The sequence below is a fragment of the Sporosarcina sp. FSL K6-2383 genome, from assembly GCF_038618305.1.
Taxonomy (GTDB): Bacteria; Bacillota; Bacilli; order Bacillales_A; family Planococcaceae; genus Sporosarcina.
The window spans coordinates 2428281-2447919 of record NZ_CP152017.1; the positions used below are offsets into that span (position 1 = coordinate 2428281).

At 39.9% G+C, this 19639-nt stretch carries 26 protein-coding genes and 1 riboswitch; of the genes, 8 read left to right on the top strand and 18 right to left on the bottom strand.

Annotated elements, in window-relative coordinates; all coding sequences use genetic code 11:
- Positions 1-36: 36 nt before the first annotated feature.
- Positions 37-128, bottom strand: a riboswitch (glycine riboswitch).
- A 240-nt stretch (positions 129-368) separates the two neighbouring features.
- From MKZ10_RS11970 to comGA, 8 genes are read right to left on the bottom strand one after another with little or no spacing between them, the layout of a single operon-like run.
- Positions 369-884 (bottom strand): shikimate kinase, encoded by a 516-nt coding sequence (locus MKZ10_RS11970; RefSeq protein WP_342505179.1) that lies wholly within the window; start codon positions 882-884, stop codon positions 369-371.
- A 30-nt stretch (positions 885-914) separates the two neighbouring features.
- Positions 915-1094: a hypothetical protein gene (locus MKZ10_RS11975; protein WP_342505180.1), complete on the bottom strand. Its 180-nt coding sequence runs from the start codon at positions 1092-1094 to the stop codon at positions 915-917.
- Positions 1078-1512 carry a competence type IV pilus minor pilin ComGF gene (gene comGF / locus MKZ10_RS11980; protein ID WP_342505181.1) on the bottom strand — a complete coding sequence of 145 codons (435 nt, stop codon included), beginning with the start codon at positions 1510-1512 and terminating at the stop codon, positions 1078-1080. The genes MKZ10_RS11975 and comGF overlap by 17 nt, the downstream gene beginning before the upstream one ends.
- On the bottom strand, positions 1509-1808 hold the full coding sequence (locus MKZ10_RS11985) for a hypothetical protein (protein WP_342505182.1): 300 nt from the start codon (positions 1806-1808) through the stop codon (positions 1509-1511). Before MKZ10_RS11985 ends, comGF begins: the two co-directional genes overlap by 4 nt.
- On the bottom strand, positions 1801-2265 hold the full coding sequence (locus tag MKZ10_RS11990; RefSeq protein ID WP_342505183.1) for a type II secretion system protein: 465 nt from the start codon (positions 2263-2265) through the stop codon (positions 1801-1803). Before MKZ10_RS11990 ends, MKZ10_RS11985 begins: the two co-directional genes overlap by 8 nt.
- Positions 2246-2572, bottom strand: a complete 327-nt coding sequence (gene comGC / locus MKZ10_RS11995) for a competence type IV pilus major pilin ComGC (protein WP_342505184.1) — start codon at positions 2570-2572, stop codon at positions 2246-2248. Before comGC ends, MKZ10_RS11990 begins: the two co-directional genes overlap by 20 nt.
- A gap of 13 nt (positions 2573-2585) precedes the next feature.
- On the bottom strand, positions 2586-3641 hold the full coding sequence (gene comGB, locus MKZ10_RS12000) for a competence type IV pilus assembly protein ComGB (RefSeq protein ID WP_342505185.1): 1056 nt from the start codon (positions 3639-3641) through the stop codon (positions 2586-2588).
- The gene (gene comGA / locus MKZ10_RS12005) at positions 3634-4641 is read right to left on the bottom strand and encodes a competence type IV pilus ATPase ComGA (RefSeq protein WP_342505186.1); all 1008 of its coding nucleotides are present in this window, start codon (positions 4639-4641) and stop codon (positions 3634-3636) included. The genes comGB and comGA overlap by 8 nt, the downstream gene beginning before the upstream one ends.
- 300 nt (positions 4642-4941) lie before the next feature.
- Here comGA and MKZ10_RS12010 point away from each other — a divergent pair, with 300 nt between their 5' ends.
- On the top strand, positions 4942-5181 hold the full coding sequence (locus MKZ10_RS12010; protein WP_203246917.1) for a DUF2626 family protein: 240 nt from the start codon (positions 4942-4944) through the stop codon (positions 5179-5181).
- A 107-nt stretch (positions 5182-5288) separates the two neighbouring features.
- On the opposite strand, the gene MKZ10_RS12015 is transcribed toward MKZ10_RS12010, so the two are convergent.
- On the bottom strand, positions 5289-5927 hold the full coding sequence (locus tag MKZ10_RS12015; RefSeq protein WP_342505187.1) for an MBL fold metallo-hydrolase: 639 nt from the start codon (positions 5925-5927) through the stop codon (positions 5289-5291).
- Between the two features lie 207 nt (positions 5928-6134).
- Here MKZ10_RS12015 and MKZ10_RS12020 point away from each other — a divergent pair, with 207 nt between their 5' ends.
- A complete protein-coding gene (locus MKZ10_RS12020; RefSeq protein WP_342505188.1) occupies positions 6135-6311 on the top strand; it encodes a DUF2759 domain-containing protein in 177 nt (58 codons plus the stop codon).
- A 46-nt stretch (positions 6312-6357) separates the two neighbouring features.
- On the opposite strand, the gene MKZ10_RS12025 is transcribed toward MKZ10_RS12020, so the two are convergent.
- The 5 genes from MKZ10_RS12025 to rpmG form a co-directional block, all read right to left on the bottom strand.
- Complete coding sequence (locus tag MKZ10_RS12025) at positions 6358-7458, bottom strand: hypothetical protein (RefSeq protein WP_342505189.1); 1101 nt, start codon at positions 7456-7458, stop codon at positions 6358-6360.
- Between the two features lie 74 nt (positions 7459-7532).
- On the bottom strand, positions 7533-9437 hold the full coding sequence (locus MKZ10_RS12030) for an LTA synthase family protein (protein ID WP_342505190.1): 1905 nt from the start codon (positions 9435-9437) through the stop codon (positions 7533-7535).
- Positions 9438-9565: 128 nt separating this feature from the next.
- Positions 9566-9760, bottom strand: coding sequence for a YqgQ family protein (locus MKZ10_RS12035; protein WP_342505191.1), 195 nt, complete (start codon positions 9758-9760; stop codon positions 9566-9568).
- Positions 9761-9762: 2 nt separating this feature from the next.
- Positions 9763-10338, bottom strand: coding sequence for a 5-formyltetrahydrofolate cyclo-ligase (locus MKZ10_RS12040; RefSeq protein ID WP_342505192.1), 576 nt, complete (start codon positions 10336-10338; stop codon positions 9763-9765).
- A 109-nt stretch (positions 10339-10447) separates the two neighbouring features.
- Positions 10448-10597, bottom strand: a complete 150-nt coding sequence (gene rpmG / locus MKZ10_RS12045; RefSeq protein WP_067403526.1) for a 50S ribosomal protein L33 — start codon at positions 10595-10597, stop codon at positions 10448-10450.
- A 169-nt stretch (positions 10598-10766) separates the two neighbouring features.
- Between rpmG and MKZ10_RS12050 the strand changes: the two genes are divergently transcribed.
- On the top strand, positions 10767-11141 hold the full coding sequence (locus MKZ10_RS12050; protein ID WP_342505193.1) for a hypothetical protein: 375 nt from the start codon (positions 10767-10769) through the stop codon (positions 11139-11141).
- Complete coding sequence (locus tag MKZ10_RS12055) at positions 11138-11584, top strand: hypothetical protein (RefSeq protein ID WP_342505194.1); 447 nt, start codon at positions 11138-11140, stop codon at positions 11582-11584. The genes MKZ10_RS12050 and MKZ10_RS12055 overlap by 4 nt, the downstream gene beginning before the upstream one ends.
- 34 nt (positions 11585-11618) lie before the next feature.
- Here the strand turns inward: MKZ10_RS12055 and MKZ10_RS12060 are convergent, their stop codons facing one another.
- The 4 genes from MKZ10_RS12060 to MKZ10_RS12075 form a co-directional block, all read right to left on the bottom strand.
- Positions 11619-13781: a penicillin-binding protein 2 gene (locus MKZ10_RS12060; protein WP_342505195.1), complete on the bottom strand. Its 2163-nt coding sequence runs from the start codon at positions 13779-13781 to the stop codon at positions 11619-11621.
- A 109-nt stretch (positions 13782-13890) separates the two neighbouring features.
- The gene (locus MKZ10_RS12065) at positions 13891-14493 is read right to left on the bottom strand and encodes a superoxide dismutase (RefSeq protein WP_342505196.1); all 603 of its coding nucleotides are present in this window, start codon (positions 14491-14493) and stop codon (positions 13891-13893) included.
- Between the two features lie 96 nt (positions 14494-14589).
- On the bottom strand, positions 14590-15072 hold the full coding sequence (locus tag MKZ10_RS12070) for a DUF456 domain-containing protein (protein WP_342505197.1): 483 nt from the start codon (positions 15070-15072) through the stop codon (positions 14590-14592).
- A 12-nt stretch (positions 15073-15084) separates the two neighbouring features.
- Positions 15085-16716, bottom strand: coding sequence for a Na/Pi cotransporter family protein (locus tag MKZ10_RS12075; RefSeq protein WP_342505198.1), 1632 nt, complete (start codon positions 16714-16716; stop codon positions 15085-15087).
- Between the two features lie 203 nt (positions 16717-16919).
- Between MKZ10_RS12075 and MKZ10_RS12080 the strand changes: the two genes are divergently transcribed.
- The 4 genes from MKZ10_RS12080 (at position 16920) to MKZ10_RS12095 (ending at position 19607) form a co-directional block, all read left to right on the top strand.
- Positions 16920-17423 carry a DUF1189 family protein gene (locus tag MKZ10_RS12080; protein WP_342505199.1) on the top strand — a complete coding sequence of 168 codons (504 nt, stop codon included), beginning with the start codon at positions 16920-16922 and terminating at the stop codon, positions 17421-17423.
- Between the two features lie 45 nt (positions 17424-17468).
- Positions 17469-17816 (top strand): hypothetical protein, encoded by a 348-nt coding sequence (locus tag MKZ10_RS12085; protein ID WP_342505200.1) that lies wholly within the window; start codon positions 17469-17471, stop codon positions 17814-17816.
- Between the two features lie 82 nt (positions 17817-17898).
- Positions 17899-19023: a flavodoxin-dependent (E)-4-hydroxy-3-methylbut-2-enyl-diphosphate synthase gene (ispG, locus tag MKZ10_RS12090; RefSeq protein WP_342505201.1), complete on the top strand. Its 1125-nt coding sequence runs from the start codon at positions 17899-17901 to the stop codon at positions 19021-19023.
- On the top strand, positions 19020-19607 hold the full coding sequence (locus MKZ10_RS12095; RefSeq protein ID WP_342505202.1) for a hypothetical protein: 588 nt from the start codon (positions 19020-19022) through the stop codon (positions 19605-19607). The genes ispG and MKZ10_RS12095 overlap by 4 nt, the downstream gene beginning before the upstream one ends.
- Positions 19608-19639: the final 32 nt, after the last annotated feature.

Here is a 19639-nt window from a genome sequence, read left to right on the forward strand (position 1 = left end):
TTGGTGGTCGAACAATGCCGACACTCTCCAGAGATGCGTCATGCATGAGTCTTGTTACCTGAGAGATTCATAACTGCTGTTATTTGCTCCTTCGGCGACGCCAGTGCGTGCTCTCCCCATACAATCATTCGCGTTATTCAGTTGGTATGAATGTTAATGTGAATACGAATAAGATTCGGACAACAATGCCCTTTCGCCTTATATCTTAACATTTGATATTTGAAAGCGCAATAGTTTTTATTAGATAGTCAAATTCACGAACGTTATCGCTTTAAAAAAGGAAAATATTCGTGTTTGGATTTGTCGAATAAATATTTCCCCTACTAGCATACGACAATAGGAAATCATTGAATGATTTCTTTACTGTTCTACAAATCACCCTTGAGTCTACGTATTTGAAATGAAATGTAATCCACAATATCACGCAACGACCGATTTTCAGTTTCTACTTTAAAATGTCCACCTTGTAAATATTGAGGTTTTCTTTCATTGTATAGCTGTTCAAGGTCAACACGTGTCGATCGCTGGACGATCGGACGTTTCTTGGCTGTAGCAATCCTTCGCCAAATATCGCGAAATGGTGCATTGAGGAAAAAGACAATGCCTGTCCGTCGCATAATTTCACGATTTTCCTTGCGCATCGGCGCGCCTCCCCCCGTCGCAATAATACAAAACTCATCACGGAATGTGCGAAGGAATTCCGTTTCCACCTCTCGAAAATACTCTTCCCCATACTTTTCAAAAATTTCTGGTATGGTCATGCCCATTTTTTTTACGATTTCGCAGTCCATATCATAATAAGGGATCTTTGTCGCAAAGCTCAGTCGTTTGCCAATCGCACTTTTCCCGCATCCCATATAACCAATCAAATATACTTTCTTCATTTTATCACCCATTTTACGGGACAAATAGCTCTATTCGTCCCGATTCATTATCTTCTTCGTTTCATTTTCATAAAACATTTCTAGTGAATCATAGTTCCTTTGAATACTATCATGCCATGAAACGAGGGTGAAAAGAAAGGTACTAACGAAAAATAATAAAACAATCGCTGCAGCAAGTATCACACCACGCTCATTATGGATGGAAGCCAACTGCAAACCCCCTCACTTTAACTGCGCCATCTATCGTTGTCACAAGTATAGTTAACGTCGTAGCGTCAAGGCTAAATACCACAGAACGAACACCTGTCAAGAGTGGAATATGACCGTCTCCCGTTACTCTTTTCCGAATGACAGTGCCACTTTGTTCAATGTCAACTGAGCCATGATGATTTCGAAAGTGTATGACTTTTCCGCCGTTCAGTAATTGAATTTCACTGACCTCAGTAAGAAGCTGTTGCAATTCTGCTGAAAACAACTCCCATTGCATCTTAGAATAATCTACATACTGTCGTTCAATGGGCTCCTTCCAGAAGAAAAACAATAAAAACAGATGGATGAAGAGTGCCATAATTAGTAGTTGAAAAATACTTTCTAGTAATGTATAGCCATGCTCATCCATTTTCTTCATGGATACACACATTTTCTAATCGACTGTTCGGCCGCTTTATAAGATACGCAAACAACTTGTTCTTCTATGGACCAATTGTAATCCATTCCATCCACTTGACGTAAACCCGCCATCAAACCGTGAGACTTAAAGTAAATAGCTCCTTGAAAAGCTGTTTCTGCCGCATGCATCTGGGCTTTTTTCATTTGGAGCTTTGAGGTCATTGTTGTCGCTAAAGGAAGTAACGTCCCAAATATGACCATTACGATTGTCAATGTTAGTATCGCCTCAGACCATGAATAACCTCCCTCATTCATAAATAATCATCCTCCCGCGTTGAAATTGAAATCGAATTTCGGTAAGACCTGAGCTTGTTTCGAGTACGAGCGTGCCAGAATTCATAATATTTCCATTCGCATGGAATGACACTTCTTTCATGCGACTCGAATCCGACAACTTCATCCCCACCGGAAAAGTCATTCTTGCAAATTCACTTTTCCCTGGAACTAGTGTAATGTACATCGTCCCCGAATTTTTAAAATCTAATCTTGTCGCAACGTTATTTGCCATGGAATAGGCTTGTAAATTATGAATGGCTGCAACAAATGCTTGAAGAGCGTCTTCCTCTGATGCATTTCGTATCCACTTGTCACCAATAGGCAAAATAACAAACGTTATAAGGGACACGATGGATAAAACTAAAATCATCTCCAGAAACGTAAATCCACCTTCCTTATGCCCCTTCAACATTGGCTCATGGATTCGGGATTTCATCTACTACTTCCACTTTTCCTTCCAAGCTAATTGAAAGCTGGCTACCATTAGGACATTGTGGGTTTTCAGGTAAATATTCTTTTTCTGTCAACTCCGCAAGACTTGTCGGCATCTTTTTTTCATCCATTTTAAACGCCTCCACTTGACCTTCAACCATTTTCACATAAGCCGCACATCCTTTTTCATCGATTGACTTCGAATGCTTGGTAACATTCGGAATTGCAATGAGGATAAGCACAGAAATAATTAACAGTACGATCATCATTTCGATTAATGTGAATCCTGAATCTCCCATATACTTTTTCATCACACTTCCCCTTTCATAATTTATCCATCATTCCGTAAACAGGAAGTAACAAAGCTAAATATGCAGCTAAAATGCAAATTGCTATAATGCAGAATAGAGCTGGCTGTAGCATTGTTAACGCCTTTGCTAACTTATTATCGATTTCCTCCCCTAAATGCTCACTGTAAATTAATAGTTCTTTCGATAAATAACCACTATCCGCTCCGTGCTTCGCAAATGCAGCTAATTGTCTTGTCAGTCCTTGAGTCAACTGAGTTGCTACATCAAATGGCTCTCCAAAAACAACTAACCTCCTCACATTACCAGCAATTTCACTGAGTACCTTGTCCAATTGCTGCTCCACTAAAACATCCAAAGCGTCCTGCATCGAAAGGCCAGACTCCAGCAAACTACCTAGCTCACTTGCAAAATCACGTGTTTTAATCATAGAAAAAAGAGTACCTACAATTGGAAATGACATCATCGTCCGAATTTTAGTTTTCGGTTCAAATTTTTTGTATACATGGACGGCTATTAACGTCAGCAATGCTATGAACATCGCAAACAAGACGATAGCGTCTGGTATTTTTGTGACAATTGATGGCAATAGAGAAATAAATCCCTTTGACTCACTCGGCCTAGTAAAAGCTAGCATCTCTATGTTTGGTAGAAAGAAACGCCGAAAAGCAATGAGTAGTGTACCAATAAACAGAAATAGAATCATCGGGTAAGCTAAAAGATTTTTTAACTTCTTCTGTTTTTCTTCTTTTCTTCTTAAACGAAGCGCCATCCCTTTCATTGCTAGCGCTAACCGTCCATCCAATTCAGCAATAGCTACAGGCAGAAGTGCATTCGATGAAAACCCCAACCGTCTTAAAATAGATGTCACTTCAAGCCCTTCCTTTAAATCTTCATGAATAACAGCCAGTGTCGATTCATACTTTTTCATATGATGGGGCAATAGCAGAACGATGCCATCATAAAATGTGTAACCTTCTAGTAGCAGGACAGCAAGCCTATCGAGGAATGCTGGTTGATTTTGCAACGTATTCTTTTTCTGGAACACTGACTTCTTTGCAAACTCAACCATTCCGCATCACTGTTGCAGAACCATATTTATGAATAAGTGATTCCACCTGAAGATTTTCTGGGACAACTACTCTATCTCCCTTAATAATAGAATCAGTCATGCGGTCGAGATGATCACCTTGTATAATTTCGAATACTGCACCCATCTGTCCCGAAGTTCTTTGAATTAGCCGTTGAGCTGAAATACAAATAATTGTTTGCCTTAATTCTTCTGCGGAAACACCAAAATCCATCATCCTGTAAAAACAACCCGCGGGATCTTTGGAATGAACAGAAGTGAGCACCAAATGTCCCGTCAGAGCTGCCTGAACAGCTATTTTTGCTGTTTCACTATCACGAATTTCTCCAATCATAATAACATCCGGTGAATGGCGTAAAATTGCCCTCAGACCTGCAGAATACGTCATCCCCGATTGTTCATTTACCTGAATTTGTAGTAAATGAGCATGATTGTTTTCAACAGGATCTTCTAATGTAATAACATGGCGCTCTAGTTGGTTTACACAGTAAGCTGTTAGTGAGTAAATGGTGGTGGTTTTACCACACCCAGTCGGTCCGGTTAGTAAGACGAGCCCTTGCTGCTTGGTCACCGCCCGTCGCAAGCTTTCCGACCATTCCTGTTCGATGCATAGATCATCGAGTGATGTAATCCGATCATGTCTTTGCAGACGGATGACTACACTTTCTTTCATTTGGATAGATGGAATCGTGGACACGCGGAAAGAAAAATTCTCTTCTTGCATACGCTTATGAAAAGAGCCGCTTTGGGGTTTGCGTTTATCGCTTATATCAAGTGAGGAAAGGAATTTGAAAAATGAAATCATGCGACTCGCCAACTGTAGGGGTAATGAGCCGGATCGATCAAGCCTGGCATTCTTTTTAAATAATACGTCATATCCATCTCGCATCGGTACAAGATGGATATCACTTGCATCATATTGAATGGCCGTTTCTAGAAGTTGAAAACTCTTCTGTTCAACAACGTTATCATTTCTATTCATGGAACACCCCTCTTTTCAAGTTTAAAGATGGAAGACCACTTTCCACCTTACGACACAGTATACGATGTATGGTTAATATATGGAATACTTTTTCCAAAAGTCGAATTGTGTCACGCTCGAAAGGGCCCATATCTGAAATTTGATACTGTTTTATACCTTAAATTTCAGATTTCAAAATAGTTTTCATCTTATACACTTCTTTGTCACAATGAAATAACGATTTGAGTTTACTTCTACTTACCTTATCCTTTATAATGAATGGGAGCTTATTGTAATGTTTTATTAAGGAGGGACGTACACATGGATAATATGTTTAAGTTAATGGGCTGGTGGACAGGTATTTTCGCAGTTATGTTCTTCATCGGAGACATGCTACCTGCCTCACTTATTTTTGTTGCGAGCACTGTTTTCTTCTTACTACTTGGGTTTTTGAACCTTTCAGAACGTATGTATATGTATATTTTCGGAGCTTACCTAACTGTTTTCATGGTTGGATTCAGCTACTATACAACATTCATCCACGTACAAGGTATGCACTAATCGTACATACAAAAAAACAGCCATTAATAGGGCTGTTTTTTTGTTTTCAACTATCAATTATGCCTCCGCGTAATTGCTTCCAGTACAAAAATATTTACTGAATCAAGTTAAAAGCCTTTCAAATAAGGATTAGAATCTTTTTCATCCCCCGGCGTCGTCGATGAATCATGTCCAGGATAGATGATAAATTCATCGTCGAGTGTCAGTAACTTCGTATGGATTGAATCGAGTAAAACCCCTGTGTTAGCACCTGGTAGATCTGTTCTACCCACACTCTGTTTGAACAATGTATCACCTACAACAGCAAATCGAGCATCCTCAAAAATAAAGGACACGCTTCCCGGCGAATGACCTGGAGTATGTCGAACCTCAAATGTAAACGGACCGACCTCCATTATCCCTTCCTGAGAAATAAGATGATCTGCCTGTCGATTGCATACATCAGGAATGCTAGGGTATTTGGCGGAGCCATTCAATTTAGGGTCCGACAACCATTCACTCTCTTCCTCATGAATATAAACCGGTATGTTGAAGCGATCTCGTATGCTGTCAACAGCACCAATATGATCAAAATGTGCGTGCGTTAATAAAATGGCAACGGGCATCAATTCTTGACTCACAACTTTACGAATAATACGCCCGCTTTCCTCACCTGGATCGATAATTAAGCAATTTCTCGCTTCATCCTGAATAATATAGCAATTTGTCTGAATGGGTCCGAGCGGATATGTATTAATCTTCAACATCGTTCTCACCTCCATCAAATATACTACGCAACTTGAAATACGATTTCAAACAATCGTCACTAATTTGCCTCGACAAAATTCATGATAAACAGTACAATAGAAGAGGAATATTGTTTACTATTGTTTCAGTGTAATGTTGACTTCTGTATCCTTACTAGCTGTGAGTAGCATGAACAGAGGTTTTTTTATGAAAGGAGTGTCTTCCCAATGAACTTATTGATGGTTATTTTCGGACTTATCGCAATTCTAGCGGTCGTTGGAACAGTCCAAGCGTTCAAAGAGCGCAATGTTCTAAGTATTGTTTTCAATCTTGGAGCTGCAGTCGTTTTTGGAGGCTTTACAATTGCAACAATCGTTTTCCAAGGTTATCCACCAACACTATAAACTAATAAAAAACAACATCCTTTTGTATAAGGGATGTTGTTTTTTATTAGTTTAAATCTAGCCAAATTCTTTGTTCCCCCGTTTCAACATCGGTAATCGTTGTTGCCGAAGAATCGGTGATACATGTTGCTCCAGAAGGTGAGCAGCGTAGAAAGCCCGTGCCGACATCAGCACTTACCACCTGCTGCTGGCCTTCCTTTACTCGAATTAGACGAAATGGAGAACTTAACTCGTCCAATTGCCCCCCTATTTCAGGCGCGCGCGAAAAAATTGTATCGCTTGACGACCAATTCACTTCGGGAATAACCCATTCGGAATAATTACTAACAGTAGGCAATGTCCATTCTGACTGCACAGTCCCATCCAACTTTGATAGCGTATATTGCGTATCTCCTGCTTCATTCATCTTTACAGTCAATAACGATTGTTCGTATGTATCAAAATAAATAATGCCCTGCGTAGCTAAATCTGTCCACTCTTCAGTTGTCGGGTTAAAGAGAGAAAGTTCACTTCCATCTAACGCATGGTCTTCAACATAACCAATGATAATTTGTTCTTTCCCAAACCATTTAGGAAATGGATCATCAATCGGAAGTAGACTTAAACGGGATTCTGCACCTTCATATAGAAAAAGATCGAAAGTCCAATCTTCATAAAACGCAGTAAGAAGGAGAAGTGAGGAATCCAAATCATTCCACTCGATTTCCAATTCTGTAGAGGTAACTTCAACCTCATTCTGTATAATACCATCTGTCGATAAAATCTTAATCGTTGCAGAGGTTGAATTATCGCTAGTATGTAGTAATAAAAATTTTTTTGAGGGGTGGATGAGGACATCTACGACAATAGATTGCTCTTCATACAATGTAGTTATTTTACCTGTCGTTAAATCAAAACTATTCACTTTATAAAAACCTTCATTTTTTTCTACATAGACAATTTCTGTATCTGTCAGCCAATCTGCAACAAAATGGAACTTTGCTAGATCCGCAGTCAATACTTTCTGTAGCGCATCTTCAGCTTCATCTATTTGTTCAACCGGCTCATTGTCTATCGGATTTTCTTCTCCATTGTCATCTACCACTTTTGCTACACAGCCTGTCAGAAGCAGGACTGTAAGGCAGGAAGTGATCAATCTCATTTTCATGATGCCACCTCCATCCTTTATTAAATTTTATTAAGTTAAAAAAGGCTGCACGGAAAGTCCCGTGCAGAACCTCTTTATTCGGCCTGTCGACCTATTTTCATTGGGGATTTCTCAAGGTCTTGTTGTTCCTTAAATCTGAGTAAATCCCCATTAATAATCATATCTGAGTAGTTTAACTCTGTAGATGCTCGTTCGATAAATGCGTCACATGCCTCATGGTCCAGTTCTTCACCAGTTGCAGTGTCATAGCAAACATCTTGCGCAAAAACAACTTTATCCGTTATAAAACGTCCGTCACGGAAAATGGCAAACGGTTCATGATCTGGAGAAAAAATATCCGAACCTAACTGCATATCTTCTTTTGTATCAATCCCCATTAAGTGAAGTATCGTCGGTCTCAAGTCTACTTGCCCCGCCACTTCTTCAATTGTTTTCCCTTCACCATAACCAGGAATGTGGATGTACAAAGGAACTCGTTGCAATTTCGCATTATCATAAGGAGTAATTTCTTTATCTAAATACATTCCCATTGCTTTGTTATGGTTCTCCGAAATACCATAATGATCTCCATACATAACAATGATTGAGTTGTCATAGAGTCCGCTTGCTTTCAAGTCTTCAAAAAGAACTTTGATCGCCTCGTCCATATACCTGACTGCCTGGAAGTATTTATTTAGTGTGTTCGAGTTTGACGTGTATTCTGGAATTAGCTTATCTTCTTCATCTAAATCAAATGGGTGGTGATTCGTTAATGTAATCAACCTTGAATAAAATGGCTGCGGCATATCTTTCATCAACTCAACGGATTGATTGAAAAACGGAATATCTTTCATTCCCCAGTTAACCGCTTCCCCTTCACCGACTTCATAACTTTCAAGGTCATAATACTTATCGATTCCAAGGGCACCATACATAATGTCACGGTTCCAGAAACTTCGGTTATTAGCATGCATCACATTTGTGAAATAACCTTCTTCTCCAAGCTGCTCCGCCATGGATTGATACTTATTTCCACTATGTGTGAAAAATACCGCACTACCATTCCTAGGATACAATGAGTTTTCAAGAATAAATTCTGAATCTGATGTTTTTCCAAGTCCTGTTTGGTGGTAAAAGTCAGAGAAATAAAATGTGTCAGGATCCTTTGTCAACTCATTTAGGAATGGTGTAATGACATGCCCATCCATCTCTTCATTAATAACAAAAGACTGCAAGGATTCAAGCGAGACAGCAATAATATTACGTCCTTTTGCAAGTCCGTACATTTCCGGATTAGGAGCAGCATAATTAGCATTAATATAGTTTCCTGCTTCCACTAATTCACTGCCGTCTGCGAGCGCACGCTGTGCATGCGATTTTGATTGGATAAATAAATCATAAATATGATAGTTATATGTTCCGATATTTTTCACAAGCAGTTCTCTGTCAAAGCTGCGTGTTAACAATTGCGGTCTTTCCATTTCCGCAAGCCCTAAATTGACCATCATCACGGTAGCTGTTACAACAAAATAAAGTTTTCTAGCAATCTTTCCACGTTGTTCACTTCGTTGCCCTTCTGGAATAAAGCGAATCGCAAAATAGATAATGAGAACATCTGTAAAGAAGAAGATATCCGTCAAATGTAAGTTAGCAGTTACCGAGGAGGACAAATCTCCAAAGTTACTCGTTTGAAATAATACCGGTAATGTAATGAAATCATTAAAAAACCTATAAAATACTGCATTACTAAACATAATTACTGAGGTGATTGCACTTACTGATAGTAAGTAGATATTGCGTCTTTTCGTACTCTTCATGAATAGCGCAAGGCCATAAACAAATAAAAGGAAACTAAGCGGATTCAAAAAAAGAATGAATTCCTGCATCAGGTTATCAATTTTCATATTGAAGCTGGTTAAATAGCCGAAATACGTTGTAAGCCAAGTTGCGATAATTGCGATGATGAGTACGGAATGTTTGGGCCATACTATATTCTTCATTCCATCTCTCCCTTTCAAAAATAATTACTACAATTTACTTTTTTAAGTGCACTATATAATAGACGGTCTGATTGACAATAAGTTTCAATATGGCAGTAAAAAAGTAAAAAAGAACTATAAATGCAGGTCTATTTGCACAGCTTAACTGCCTCTTCACGCAGGATAAGCATTGCTTGTAAATAATCCTCCTGCATGAGAAGTCCGTTATCATACAAATCCTTCACTTCTGATTTCACCATTGCGATATCGTCACTTCGATTACCGGTATAAATATATATTCCAAAACGTTTCAACAATTGAAGGACTCCAAAAAAATCTTTCATGTTCAAACCTCATTTTCTTGACAAATTATTTCCCTCGTTGGTGTAAAAATTTTATGGATCGGAATGTCATGACTTTCTACAGGAACTGTTCCATTGATTTGACAGTCGAATGCTAGGGATAACTTATGCCCTTTATAATCAGTTAAATAGCGATCATAATAACCACCACCAAAACCAATTCGATAGCCTTCGTTGGAAAATACCACTCCCGGTACTATTTGTAAGTCAATCGTTTCCTTTTCAATCGTTGCAGTTTCAGCGACAATCGGCTCTAAAAGGTTCATATAAACTGTTTCTAGTTGAGTATAGGAAGTGATAAGACGAAAATTCATATCACGGGTTTCTTTTATGCATTTTGGCACGGTAACTCTCTTGCCTGCTTGCCATGCCGCCTCAATAAGCGGTCTTGTATCCACCTCAGGGAACTGGGAGAGCGTCAGTCCAATCGTCTTCGCATGATGGAATTCAGCTGTTTGAATAAGCTGGTTGACAATTTTTAACGATAACCTTTTATGTTCATCACGGTCCATACTATTCATAAGCGCTAGCATTTGATTCCTTATTACTTTTTTAGTCATTAGTATTCCCCTTTCGGTTCTGAAACTAAAAAAAGTGTCGGCACCTGCTTTTCTGTCCTGACTACGGCAATGAAAAAACCAAAACCGGTGAAGGTTTTGGCCTGAGCGATTATTTCGTTTCACGGTGCAAAGTTTGTTTCTTTTCACGTGAGCAGTATTTTTTCATTTCAAGACGTTCCGGATTGTTACGCTTGTTTTTCTTTGAAATATAGTTGCGCTCACCGCATTCTGTGCAAGCAAGTGTAATATTTACGCGCATTATTGTCCCTCCCACTCATCAGGAATATAAAATTTATTATGAGCATGATTTATACGACTTATCAAGTGTATCACATAACCTGTATTTGTCTAGTAGAAAGATTGAAATTTCCTAAATGACTTGTCTATGGTAAAATGAAATCAAATTGATTCAACAAAGGAGTGGAGAAATGGACATTTCAATGATCCTACTCATAATCGGACTTATAAGCATCATTGCTTCCTTTTTCATCGGAAATTATTCTAACAAGCATGCAGATGAATTGGAGAAGGTTTCAATCAGCCTTCATGAAGAAACGAACGGTTTGAAAAAAAGAATACGTATTGTGGAGGAAGAATTAATGATTGGCACCCAACCAATGACTTCCGTAAACAAGCGAAAAATGGCTCCACAGCCAAAAGCTAAGCCCATTCATAATATCATTATTAGTCAAATCCTATCCCTTCATTCGCAAGGCTATTCCGTCAACGAAATCGCCAAGCGCTCTTCCTTATCCAATGAGGAGGTCATCACTGTTTTACATTCGAAAGGTGTGACGACATGATGCGAGATATACTGCGCACGCTGGGAGCTAGCTGTATTTTAGCCGGAGGGATTTTATACTTCACTACGGATAATCCAGAAGTTTCCAACCCGGATGTGCTGCAATTTCAAGAAGAAGTAAACAAGTTGAAAAGTGAGCTAGCTAAAACGAAAGAAGAGCTAGCCATTGCCCAGACAAAATCTTCTGCTGAGAAGTCTGATGTAAAAGCTGAACCTGAAGTCATTGAAGACGTGGTCGAATCGATTTTAATAATTGAAGGTGGTTCAACATCTACTGTTGTCGCTACTTCACTCGAAGGTTTAGGTATTATCCAGGATGCCAAAGCATTCGATGATTATCTTACAGATAGAGAACTAACTGGCAAGATTCAGATTGGCGAGTATCTACTAAATTCCTCAATGGATTTCCAAACAATCTCCAAGAAAATTACTAAAGTCAAATAAAAATAGGGAGCCACATGGAGTGGCTTCCCTATTTTTATTTTTCAACCTTCTCAACCTCTTCGTTAGCTGCCTGTTTAATGAGTTGCGTAACGGTAGCTTCATTTTCTTTAGCTCTTTTTGCCTTCAACTCAAAATATTTGTCTACTGCTTGTTTAGCGATATCATTCTGTGCACCAGATTGGGGTTTACTCGGATCTATGGATACATGCGGAATGACCCATGCGTAGGCAATTTCCGGATTTTCAAAAGGAGCAAAACCGACATGACCTAGACTGATGGTTGCATGACCACCACTAAATGTCTCAGCAGTCCCAGTTTTCCCAGCTCCGTCATAGTCCTTGTCGACAAACATATTTCTTGCTGTCCCCGATGGACCATATACATATTGCATGCCGCGCTTCACTTGTTCAATCTCCGCATCTGTATTTGCAATACGATTTAAAATCGTAACTCCTGTTTCTTGAATTAACGGTCCGAAAATTTCACCATCTTCGGAAGGCTCACGAATTTCTTTTAATACTTTAGGCGCGATGCGATACCCACCATTCGCAATCGTCGAAACATATTGCGCAAGCTGGAGAGGTGTATACGTATCATACTGGCCAATGGAAAAGTCTAGCAACAATCCAGTCAGCGTATCCCTTCCAGGATAACCAGCTATCTCACCTGGTAAATCAATGCCCGTTTTTGTTCCTAATCCAAATGACGAGAATGATTGACGGAATCTATCGAATGCCGTTTTATCAATTCTCATAGCCTCTCCGAATCTGTAATTTCCTTTTCCCATGGCGATTGCTATTCTAAACATATAAACATTGGAAGATTTACCGATTGCCTCAATATCACTTACTCGTACTCTACCGAATCGATTGAAAAGTGATCTCTTGTAAATCCCCCCAATTTTAAGCGGTTCATCAATTTTAACTTCTCCAACTTGAGCCGCACCTTCTTGATAGCCAGTGAGCAAGGTCGCCATCTTCACGGTCGATCCGGCTTCATAGGCTGAAGTAAACGTTCCATACGTATAATCCAATATTTCGAGTTTACCTGTATCCTTATTTTTAACAACTTGTTTACCAACAAGAGATAGGATTTCACCATTATTCGGATTCATCATCACAAAGAATGCCCTGTCTAGTTCCTGTGCATTTGGACCAGCTTTCAATTCTAATAATTTTGTAGATACCATGTCTTCAATAGCCAGTTGTAGCTCACTATCAATCGTTAGAACCAAGTCCTTGCCAGGTTCTCCTTCTTTGATTGTTTTAGTTTCAACAATTCGACCACTTCGGTCTTTAATATTTTTCATTATCGTTTTTTGACCTTTTAGTAGTTCCTCATAATATTGTTCAAAATAACTTTTGCCGACACGGTCATTCCTAGCATAATCTCTAGCCAAAAAATAATCTTTGCGAGAATTCGGAATCCCTTCAATTGGACTAGTTGTCGTACCAAGGATTGCATTGCTCGATTTTTTTACCCGTTCCCAGTCCGTTGTTGTGTTAACGCCTTGTAGCTCAGGTTCTCCTAGCCGTTCGGAGACCATCGCAAACTCTTCTTCCGTGACGTTGCCACTTTTGACGATTTGCGGAGAGTCCGCGTAGCCAGACATCATTTCTCTATATATGGCAAGCACTTCAAGCTCGTCCTCTGTAAAGGAGTTAATTTCCTCATCTGTCACACGCTCACGTGTCAATCGATTAACCGTACGTTGGACTTCTGTACGCGACGGTGTCCCATCTTCAGCGATAGCTTTTTCTTCTTCCTTTGATACTTTCGCATCTGCTTTTTTGGGATTATTCAAAATCCAGAAGTCTCTTTTATCACCTTTTGTTACCCTTTTGGTATCTTGCTCAATCAAGCCAGCTAATATCTTGGCAATATCATGCATTTCTCTCGCAGTTGTCGAAGTTGTTTTCGTATACGTGATGGCATTTTTAGGTTCATTATCCACCATGACAGTTCCTAAACGGTCAAATAACCTACCTCTCGGTAACCCTGTATTAACAGACTTCTCCTCTGTCCGTTCAAGTTCAAGACTATACTCTTCCCCTTTGACAATTTGTAAATAACCTAATCGAAAAATAAGCATTGAAAAAAGTACAAAGATTGAAAAGAATAGGAAGTTCATACGAAATGCAATATGTTTTCGTTGACGTATTTTAGCTTGATCAGCTTTATGTACCTGCTTTTTCAAATTATCTCCTCCCTTCTTCAATCATGAATTATAACATCAAAAAAAGAAAAAGCACAGACCTTGACGTACAAGGTCTGTGCTTTGTTCCATTAAAACATTTTCCGATAAATTATTTACCGAAACGTTTTGCAACTTCATCCCAGTTTACTACGCTCCAAAATGCAGCAATGTAGTCAGGACGACGGTTTTGGTAGTGTAGGTAGTACGCGTGCTCCCAAACATCAAGTCCTAGAAGTGGCGTATTACCTTCCATGATTGGTGAATCTTGATTTGGCGTAGAAGTAACTTCTAGCTCGCCATTATTTAATGACAACCAAGCCCAACCTGATCCAAAACGAGTAGCGCCCGCTTTTGCAAACTCTTCTTTAAATGCGTCAAAGCTACCGAATTTTTTATCAATTGCTTCAGCAAGTGCGCCAGTTGGTTGTCCACCACCATCAGCAGAAAGTTGTTCCCAGAATAGTGAGTGGTTAGCATGACCGCCACCGTTGTTACGGACAGCAGTACGTGCCGCTTCAGGTACAGCGTCAAGGTTTGCGATTAAGTCTTCAATTGACTTGCTTAGAAGTTCTTCATTTCCTGCAAGTGCATTGTTCAAGTTCGTTACATAAGCATTATGGTGTTTTGTGTGGTGAATATTCATCGTTTCTTTGTCAAAATGTGGTTCTAATGCGTCGTATGCGTAAGGTAGTTCAGGTAGTTGATAAGCCATTGTCAATTCCTCCTAGTGAATTAAAAAATTATCCTACATTTCAACATTATCAAAATTGTAAATGGCGTTCAAATAAAATGTACTATTTGTGAACTTTTACCGAACAAAGAAAATAAAAATCACAATCATCACAACCATGATAAAGCCTTTTGTCACGACTGACGTTAAAAATCCGACGAGTGAGCCGACACCTGTTTTGATTGATTGTTTCACATCAGAGCGTGTAACAATCAGTTCTGCAATGACAGCCCCTAGAAAAGGACCGATTAAAATACCAGCGACGGGAATAACGAACGGACCAAGCAACAGTCCAATTGTACTGCCCCACATGCCTGCCTTCGAGCCACCAAATTTCTTCACACCGACTAAATTGGACAAAGTATCTGCACCGAATAACAAAATAACGAATAATACTTGGATGATCCAAAAGAAAACATTCATCCCGTCAAAAGTATGGATCCAGCCGTAAAGGAGAAAACCGCCTACTAAAAACAGAGCCGATGGAATGATTGGATACACAAGTCCTGCAAATGCAATGATGAACAAAACGATTGCAACAATCCAGCCTATCATTTCCATCAACTCATCCCCTTATCCTCTATTGCCTAAAATGGCTTCCGCGATATTTACTGCATGGTCACCGATGCGCTCTAAATTCGAAACGATATCGACAAACACCATACCTGATTGCACGCTACAACGACCTTCAGTGAGTCGTAAAATATGTGATTTTCTAAATTTACGTTCCATTTTATCAATTAAATCTTCTTGTTCCGCGACGGTTCTCGCTAATCCCATATCATTCAGATTGAGAGAATCCACTGCTTTTTGAACCGTTTCAATCGTCAAAGTAAACATCTCTGTTAGCTCTTCCATTGCATCTACCGTTAATTTTACACGGTTAATATCGCGGAAATCGATGAGTTCGAGAATGTTTTCAAAATGATCTCCGATTCGTTCAATATCTCGTACCGAGTCCATGAGCATCACATGACGTGCAGATTCAATCGGTGAAAGACTTGCAGAAGAAATTCCAATCAAATAATCCGTAATTTTTCGATCTAGATTATTGATGGCATCCTCAATCTGACTTGCTCTTTCAGCATGTTTTTTATTGCCTGTCTTCAAGTATTCAAATGACTCCTGCATCCCTTGTACACTGAATTCACCCATGCGAACAATTTCTTCTTTCGCTTGGCCGATTGCAACGGCTGGTGATTGATCGATGAAGTGTCTGTCCAAATGTTTTGGCTTATATTCGATGGTCACATCTTCTCCTGGAATTATTTTGGTTACCAACCAAGCCCAAGCTCCGATTAACGGGAATTGAATAATCGTGTTAGCAACGTTAAATGAACCATGCGCAAATGCAATTTGCATTTTATTTTCAAGTGATAAAACTCCAGAAATCCATTCAACATAAGCTGTAAACGGAACAAGTAGGAACAAAAATATGATTGTTCCAATCAAATTGAAGAGAACATGTGCCGCAGCTGCCCGTTTTGCCGCAATTGATGCGCCAATCGACGCTAGTACAGCTGTGATTGTCGTTCCGATATTATCACCAAATAGAATCGGCAAGGCTCCATTCAAGTCGACAAGATTTTCAGCATAAAGCCCTTGTAATATCCCAACCGTTGCACTAGAACTTTGTACAATCAATGTAAAGACTGTACCAACGACCACCCCAAGTACCGGCTGGTCACTCATCGAAACCATCATATCTGTAAAGGTTTCCAACTCCCGTAGGGGTTTCATTCCTCCACCCATCAATTCAAGTCCAAGGAATAATCCACCAAATCCGAAAATGACTTCACCAATATTTTTAACTTGATTTTTTTTAATGAAGAAAATCAAGAATGCACCCACTGCCATGATTGGCAATGCATATGCCCCGACATCAAGTCCAATGATAAACGCTGTTACGGTTGTCCCAATATTGGCACCCATAATAACACCAATCGCTTGACGCAGTGTCATAAAGCCCGCACTGACAAGTCCAACTGTAATAACAGTCGTTCCAGAACTTGATTGAATAAGCACCGTCACGATTATACCAACGAGCACACCCATAAATGGATTTGTCGTGAAGCGATCTAGTATGGCACGTAGCCGATCACCTGCAGCTTTTTGAAGGCCGTCACCCATATACTTTATTGCGAACAAGAATATTCCAAGTCCACCCAAAAACTGGAACAGCATTTCCTGCCAGTTTACCTCCATTACGCAGTCAACCTCCATCAATTCTTTATGTATAATAGCAACCTATTATGTCGGCAACACACACAGAATGTAAATAGAAATACGAAAATCTTTACATTCCCTTAACAATACGTTAACAATTTGTCATCATTCCGTCGAATTTATACCTGACGACTCCCTCTAAAGAAAATGGTAGACTATACTAGATAGAGGAGTTGATTCAATTGAAATTTCACCAAATCTTTAAAGCAGCTATGCACGAACCGAAAAAGCTAGCTGCATTCCGTTTATTAAAGATCGGTAAGGTATTCCAATACGTGTTTTTATTCATAACACTATTTACAGTCATTTCTTTTATCCGTTATGTCGCCGGAGATGCTGTGCTGTTCGAGTCATCACCAGAACTACTAGAACAAGGTGAATTGGTTGGCGGACTCATCTACCCAATCGCTTTCACCTTGCAATTGGTCATTAGCACTCTGTATATTTTCCTTCGCATAAGTGTTTTCGCCTATGTCGGCATCGTTCTACTTCGACTGATGAAAAGACGTGGAGAATATCGTTTCATGTGGAATACGGCAGCTATCGCAGTGACCGTACCTATTCTTGCAACCATCGCACTGGATTTTTTCCCTGTCATGAGTGACTACAGTATGATTATCACATCCCTCGTCCATGTCGGCTACATTGCCGCAGCTGCGAAGTATTACCCGAAGCTAGCAAAATGAATAATTCCCTTTTTCGTGCATATAGTGACGGAAGGGGGAATTTCCATGAGAACACTACTACTTGCCGCACTATTATTCATAGCCTTTCATGTTATTCGAATGGATCTAGTAGAAGGGACCATCTCGCTTTCTTCTTTCGTGAATGAAGACGAGCCTGCGTCCTGTGAAGAACAGTTAGAACTAACCTCCATCCCTATAACGATAGTCGCCGGAGATACAATTGAATCATTGTTTGCACTCTATCCAGACCCTGACATGAGCTTTTTAGACAGATTACATTCTTTTTATGCCCTCAATCCGCATCTTCAAAACCAACAACTTTTTGCGGGCGATAAAATTGACCTGCCACTATCACATATCCCTACTGGTAATTGTACAGAATCTATTAGATAAGGGCTGTCCCTTGTCTTTTTACTATGTTGGTTGTTAAAATAGGTATAGTGATTACGTCTAGACATTTTAAGGAGAGAAATAAATGAAACCAATGATAAACAGAGCAAACACACGTCCCGTCCGCGTTGGTAATTTAACCATCGGTGGAAGTGACGAGCTTTTCATCCAAAGTATGACGACAACAAAGACACATGATGTGGAAGCAACTGTCGCAGAAATCCTGCGTTTAGAAGAAGCCGGATGTCAAATCGTCCGCGTAGCATGTCCCGATGAACGGGCTGCCTATTCAATTGGAGCTATCAAAGAACGAATTAACATTCCACTTGTTGTCGATATTCATTTCGATTATAAGTTAGCACTTATTGCCATTGAGCAAGGAGCCGATAAAATCCGTATTAATCCCGGGAATATCGGTAGACAGGCTAAGGTTGAGGCAGTTGTCAATGCAGCAAAAGCAAAAGGCATACCAATCCGTATTGGCGTAAACGCTGGTTCACTAGAGAAAAAAATTCTAGAGAAGTATGGCTATCCAACTGCAGATGGAATGGTCGAAAGTGCGCTTCACCACATTAAAATATTAGAAGACCTTGATTTTCATGACATCATCGTGTCTCTAAAAGCATCTGATGTCAATTTGGCAGTAGAGGCTTATCAGAAAGCGGCAGCTGCCTTCGATTATCCATTACACTTAGGTATTACAGAATCTGGCACACTGTTTGCAGGCTCCATCAAAAGCGCGGCAGGTCTCGGAACGTTATTATCGGCGGGTATCGGTAACACAATGCGCGTTTCGTTAAGCGCAGACCCTGTTCAGGAAATCAAAGTAGCACGTGAGTTGCTAAAAATATTCGGTCTGTCTTCTAATGCGGCCACACTTATTTCTTGCCCAACATGTGGACGGATTGAAATCGACCTCATTGCCATTGCCAACGAAGTCGAAGAGTACATTTCACATATCAAGGCACCTCTTAAAGTCGCGGTGCTCGGTTGTGCGGTCAATGGACCAGGAGAAGCACGTGAAGCGGATATCGGCATCGCTGGGGCGCGTGGCGAAGGTCTGCTCTTTATGAAAGGTGAAATCGTTCGTAAAGTGCCTGAGGCAACGATGGTCGATGAACTGAAGATTGAAATTGATAAACTTGCTGAAGAATATTTTGAAAAGAAACGCCAGGAAGAATTATTACTACAAGCAGGAAAAGCGGAATGAGAGATATCCGTTTCGGAATTGATATCGACGGTACGGTGACATGCCCTACTTCCCTGCTACCGCATATTAATCAACAATTTGGCTGTAATCTTGTACTTGATGATATTACACAGTATGATTTGACAGAGGCTTTCCCAGTCGATAAAGAAATCTTTTGGCAGTGGTATTCGGGAGCAGAAGCGCATATTTACAGTACTTCTCCTGCACAAGCCTATGCTAAGAAAATATTGGATGACTGGCATGCACAGTTTGAATTGTTTTATATTTCCGCTCGTGGTCCACAGGTTTGGGATGCCACGGTAGATTGGTTCAAACGTGAAGAAATTCCGTATGACCACATCGAACTTGTTGGTAGTCATCATAAAATTGCTACGGCGAAAAAGTTTGGCGTCCATGCTTTTTTTGAAGACAAGCATGACAACGCAGTCGAAATTCATGAAGAGCTTAAGATTCCTGTTATTTTATTCGACACACCGTACAACCGGGAACCGATTCCTGAAGGTGTCATTCGTGTCAACAACTGGCAGGAAGCGAATGATTGGATTAAGAAGTTGTTTCCTATTGAACAAACTGTATTGAAATAAAAAACGGTGTGGCCTTCTAGTTTTTAGAGGGC

Excerpts from the sequence above, each read along its gene's own strand:
- MKZ10_RS11970 (WP_342505179.1), bottom strand. The coding sequence starts at position 884 with ATGAAGAAAGTATATTTGATTGGTTATATGGGATGCGGGAAAAGTGCG.
- comGF (WP_342505181.1), bottom strand. The coding sequence starts at position 1,512 with ATGAAGAAAATGGATGAGCATGGCTATACATTACTAGAAAGTATTTTT.
- MKZ10_RS11985 (WP_342505182.1), bottom strand. The coding sequence starts at position 1,808 with ATGAATGAGGGAGGTTATTCATGGTCTGAGGCGATACTAACATTGACA.
- MKZ10_RS11990 (WP_342505183.1), bottom strand. The coding sequence starts at position 2,265 with ATGAAATCCCGAATCCATGAGCCAATGTTGAAGGGGCATAAGGAAGGT.
- comGC (WP_342505184.1), bottom strand. The coding sequence starts at position 2,572 with ATGAAAAAGTATATGGGAGATTCAGGATTCACATTAATCGAAATGATG.
- comGB (WP_342505185.1), bottom strand. The coding sequence starts at position 3,641 with ATGGTTGAGTTTGCAAAGAAGTCAGTGTTCCAGAAAAAGAATACGTTG.
- comGA (WP_342505186.1), bottom strand. The coding sequence starts at position 4,641 with ATGAATAGAAATGATAACGTTGTTGAACAGAAGAGTTTTCAACTTCTA.
- MKZ10_RS12010 (WP_203246917.1), top strand. The coding sequence starts at position 4,942 with ATGGATAATATGTTTAAGTTAATGGGCTGGTGGACAGGTATTTTCGCA.
- MKZ10_RS12015 (WP_342505187.1), bottom strand. The coding sequence starts at position 5,927 with ATGTTGAAGATTAATACATATCCGCTCGGACCCATTCAGACAAATTGC.
- MKZ10_RS12020 (WP_342505188.1), top strand. The coding sequence starts at position 6,135 with ATGAACTTATTGATGGTTATTTTCGGACTTATCGCAATTCTAGCGGTC.
- MKZ10_RS12025 (WP_342505189.1), bottom strand. The coding sequence starts at position 7,458 with ATGAAAATGAGATTGATCACTTCCTGCCTTACAGTCCTGCTTCTGACA.
- MKZ10_RS12030 (WP_342505190.1), bottom strand. The coding sequence starts at position 9,437 with ATGAAGAATATAGTATGGCCCAAACATTCCGTACTCATCATCGCAATT.
- MKZ10_RS12035 (WP_342505191.1), bottom strand. The coding sequence starts at position 9,760 with ATGAAAGATTTTTTTGGAGTCCTTCAATTGTTGAAACGTTTTGGAATA.
- MKZ10_RS12040 (WP_342505192.1), bottom strand. The coding sequence starts at position 10,338 with ATGACTAAAAAAGTAATAAGGAATCAAATGCTAGCGCTTATGAATAGT.
- rpmG (WP_067403526.1), bottom strand. The coding sequence starts at position 10,597 with ATGCGCGTAAATATTACACTTGCTTGCACAGAATGCGGTGAGCGCAAC.
- MKZ10_RS12050 (WP_342505193.1), top strand. The coding sequence starts at position 10,767 with ATGGACATTTCAATGATCCTACTCATAATCGGACTTATAAGCATCATT.
- MKZ10_RS12055 (WP_342505194.1), top strand. The coding sequence starts at position 11,138 with ATGATGCGAGATATACTGCGCACGCTGGGAGCTAGCTGTATTTTAGCC.
- MKZ10_RS12065 (WP_342505196.1), bottom strand. The coding sequence starts at position 14,493 with ATGGCTTATCAACTACCTGAACTACCTTACGCATACGACGCATTAGAA.
- MKZ10_RS12070 (WP_342505197.1), bottom strand. The coding sequence starts at position 15,072 with ATGGAAATGATAGGCTGGATTGTTGCAATCGTTTTGTTCATCATTGCA.
- MKZ10_RS12075 (WP_342505198.1), bottom strand. The coding sequence starts at position 16,716 with ATGGAGGTAAACTGGCAGGAAATGCTGTTCCAGTTTTTGGGTGGACTT.
- MKZ10_RS12085 (WP_342505200.1), top strand. The coding sequence starts at position 17,469 with ATGAGAACACTACTACTTGCCGCACTATTATTCATAGCCTTTCATGTT.
- ispG (WP_342505201.1), top strand. The coding sequence starts at position 17,899 with ATGAAACCAATGATAAACAGAGCAAACACACGTCCCGTCCGCGTTGGT.
- MKZ10_RS12095 (WP_342505202.1), top strand. The coding sequence starts at position 19,020 with ATGAGAGATATCCGTTTCGGAATTGATATCGACGGTACGGTGACATGC.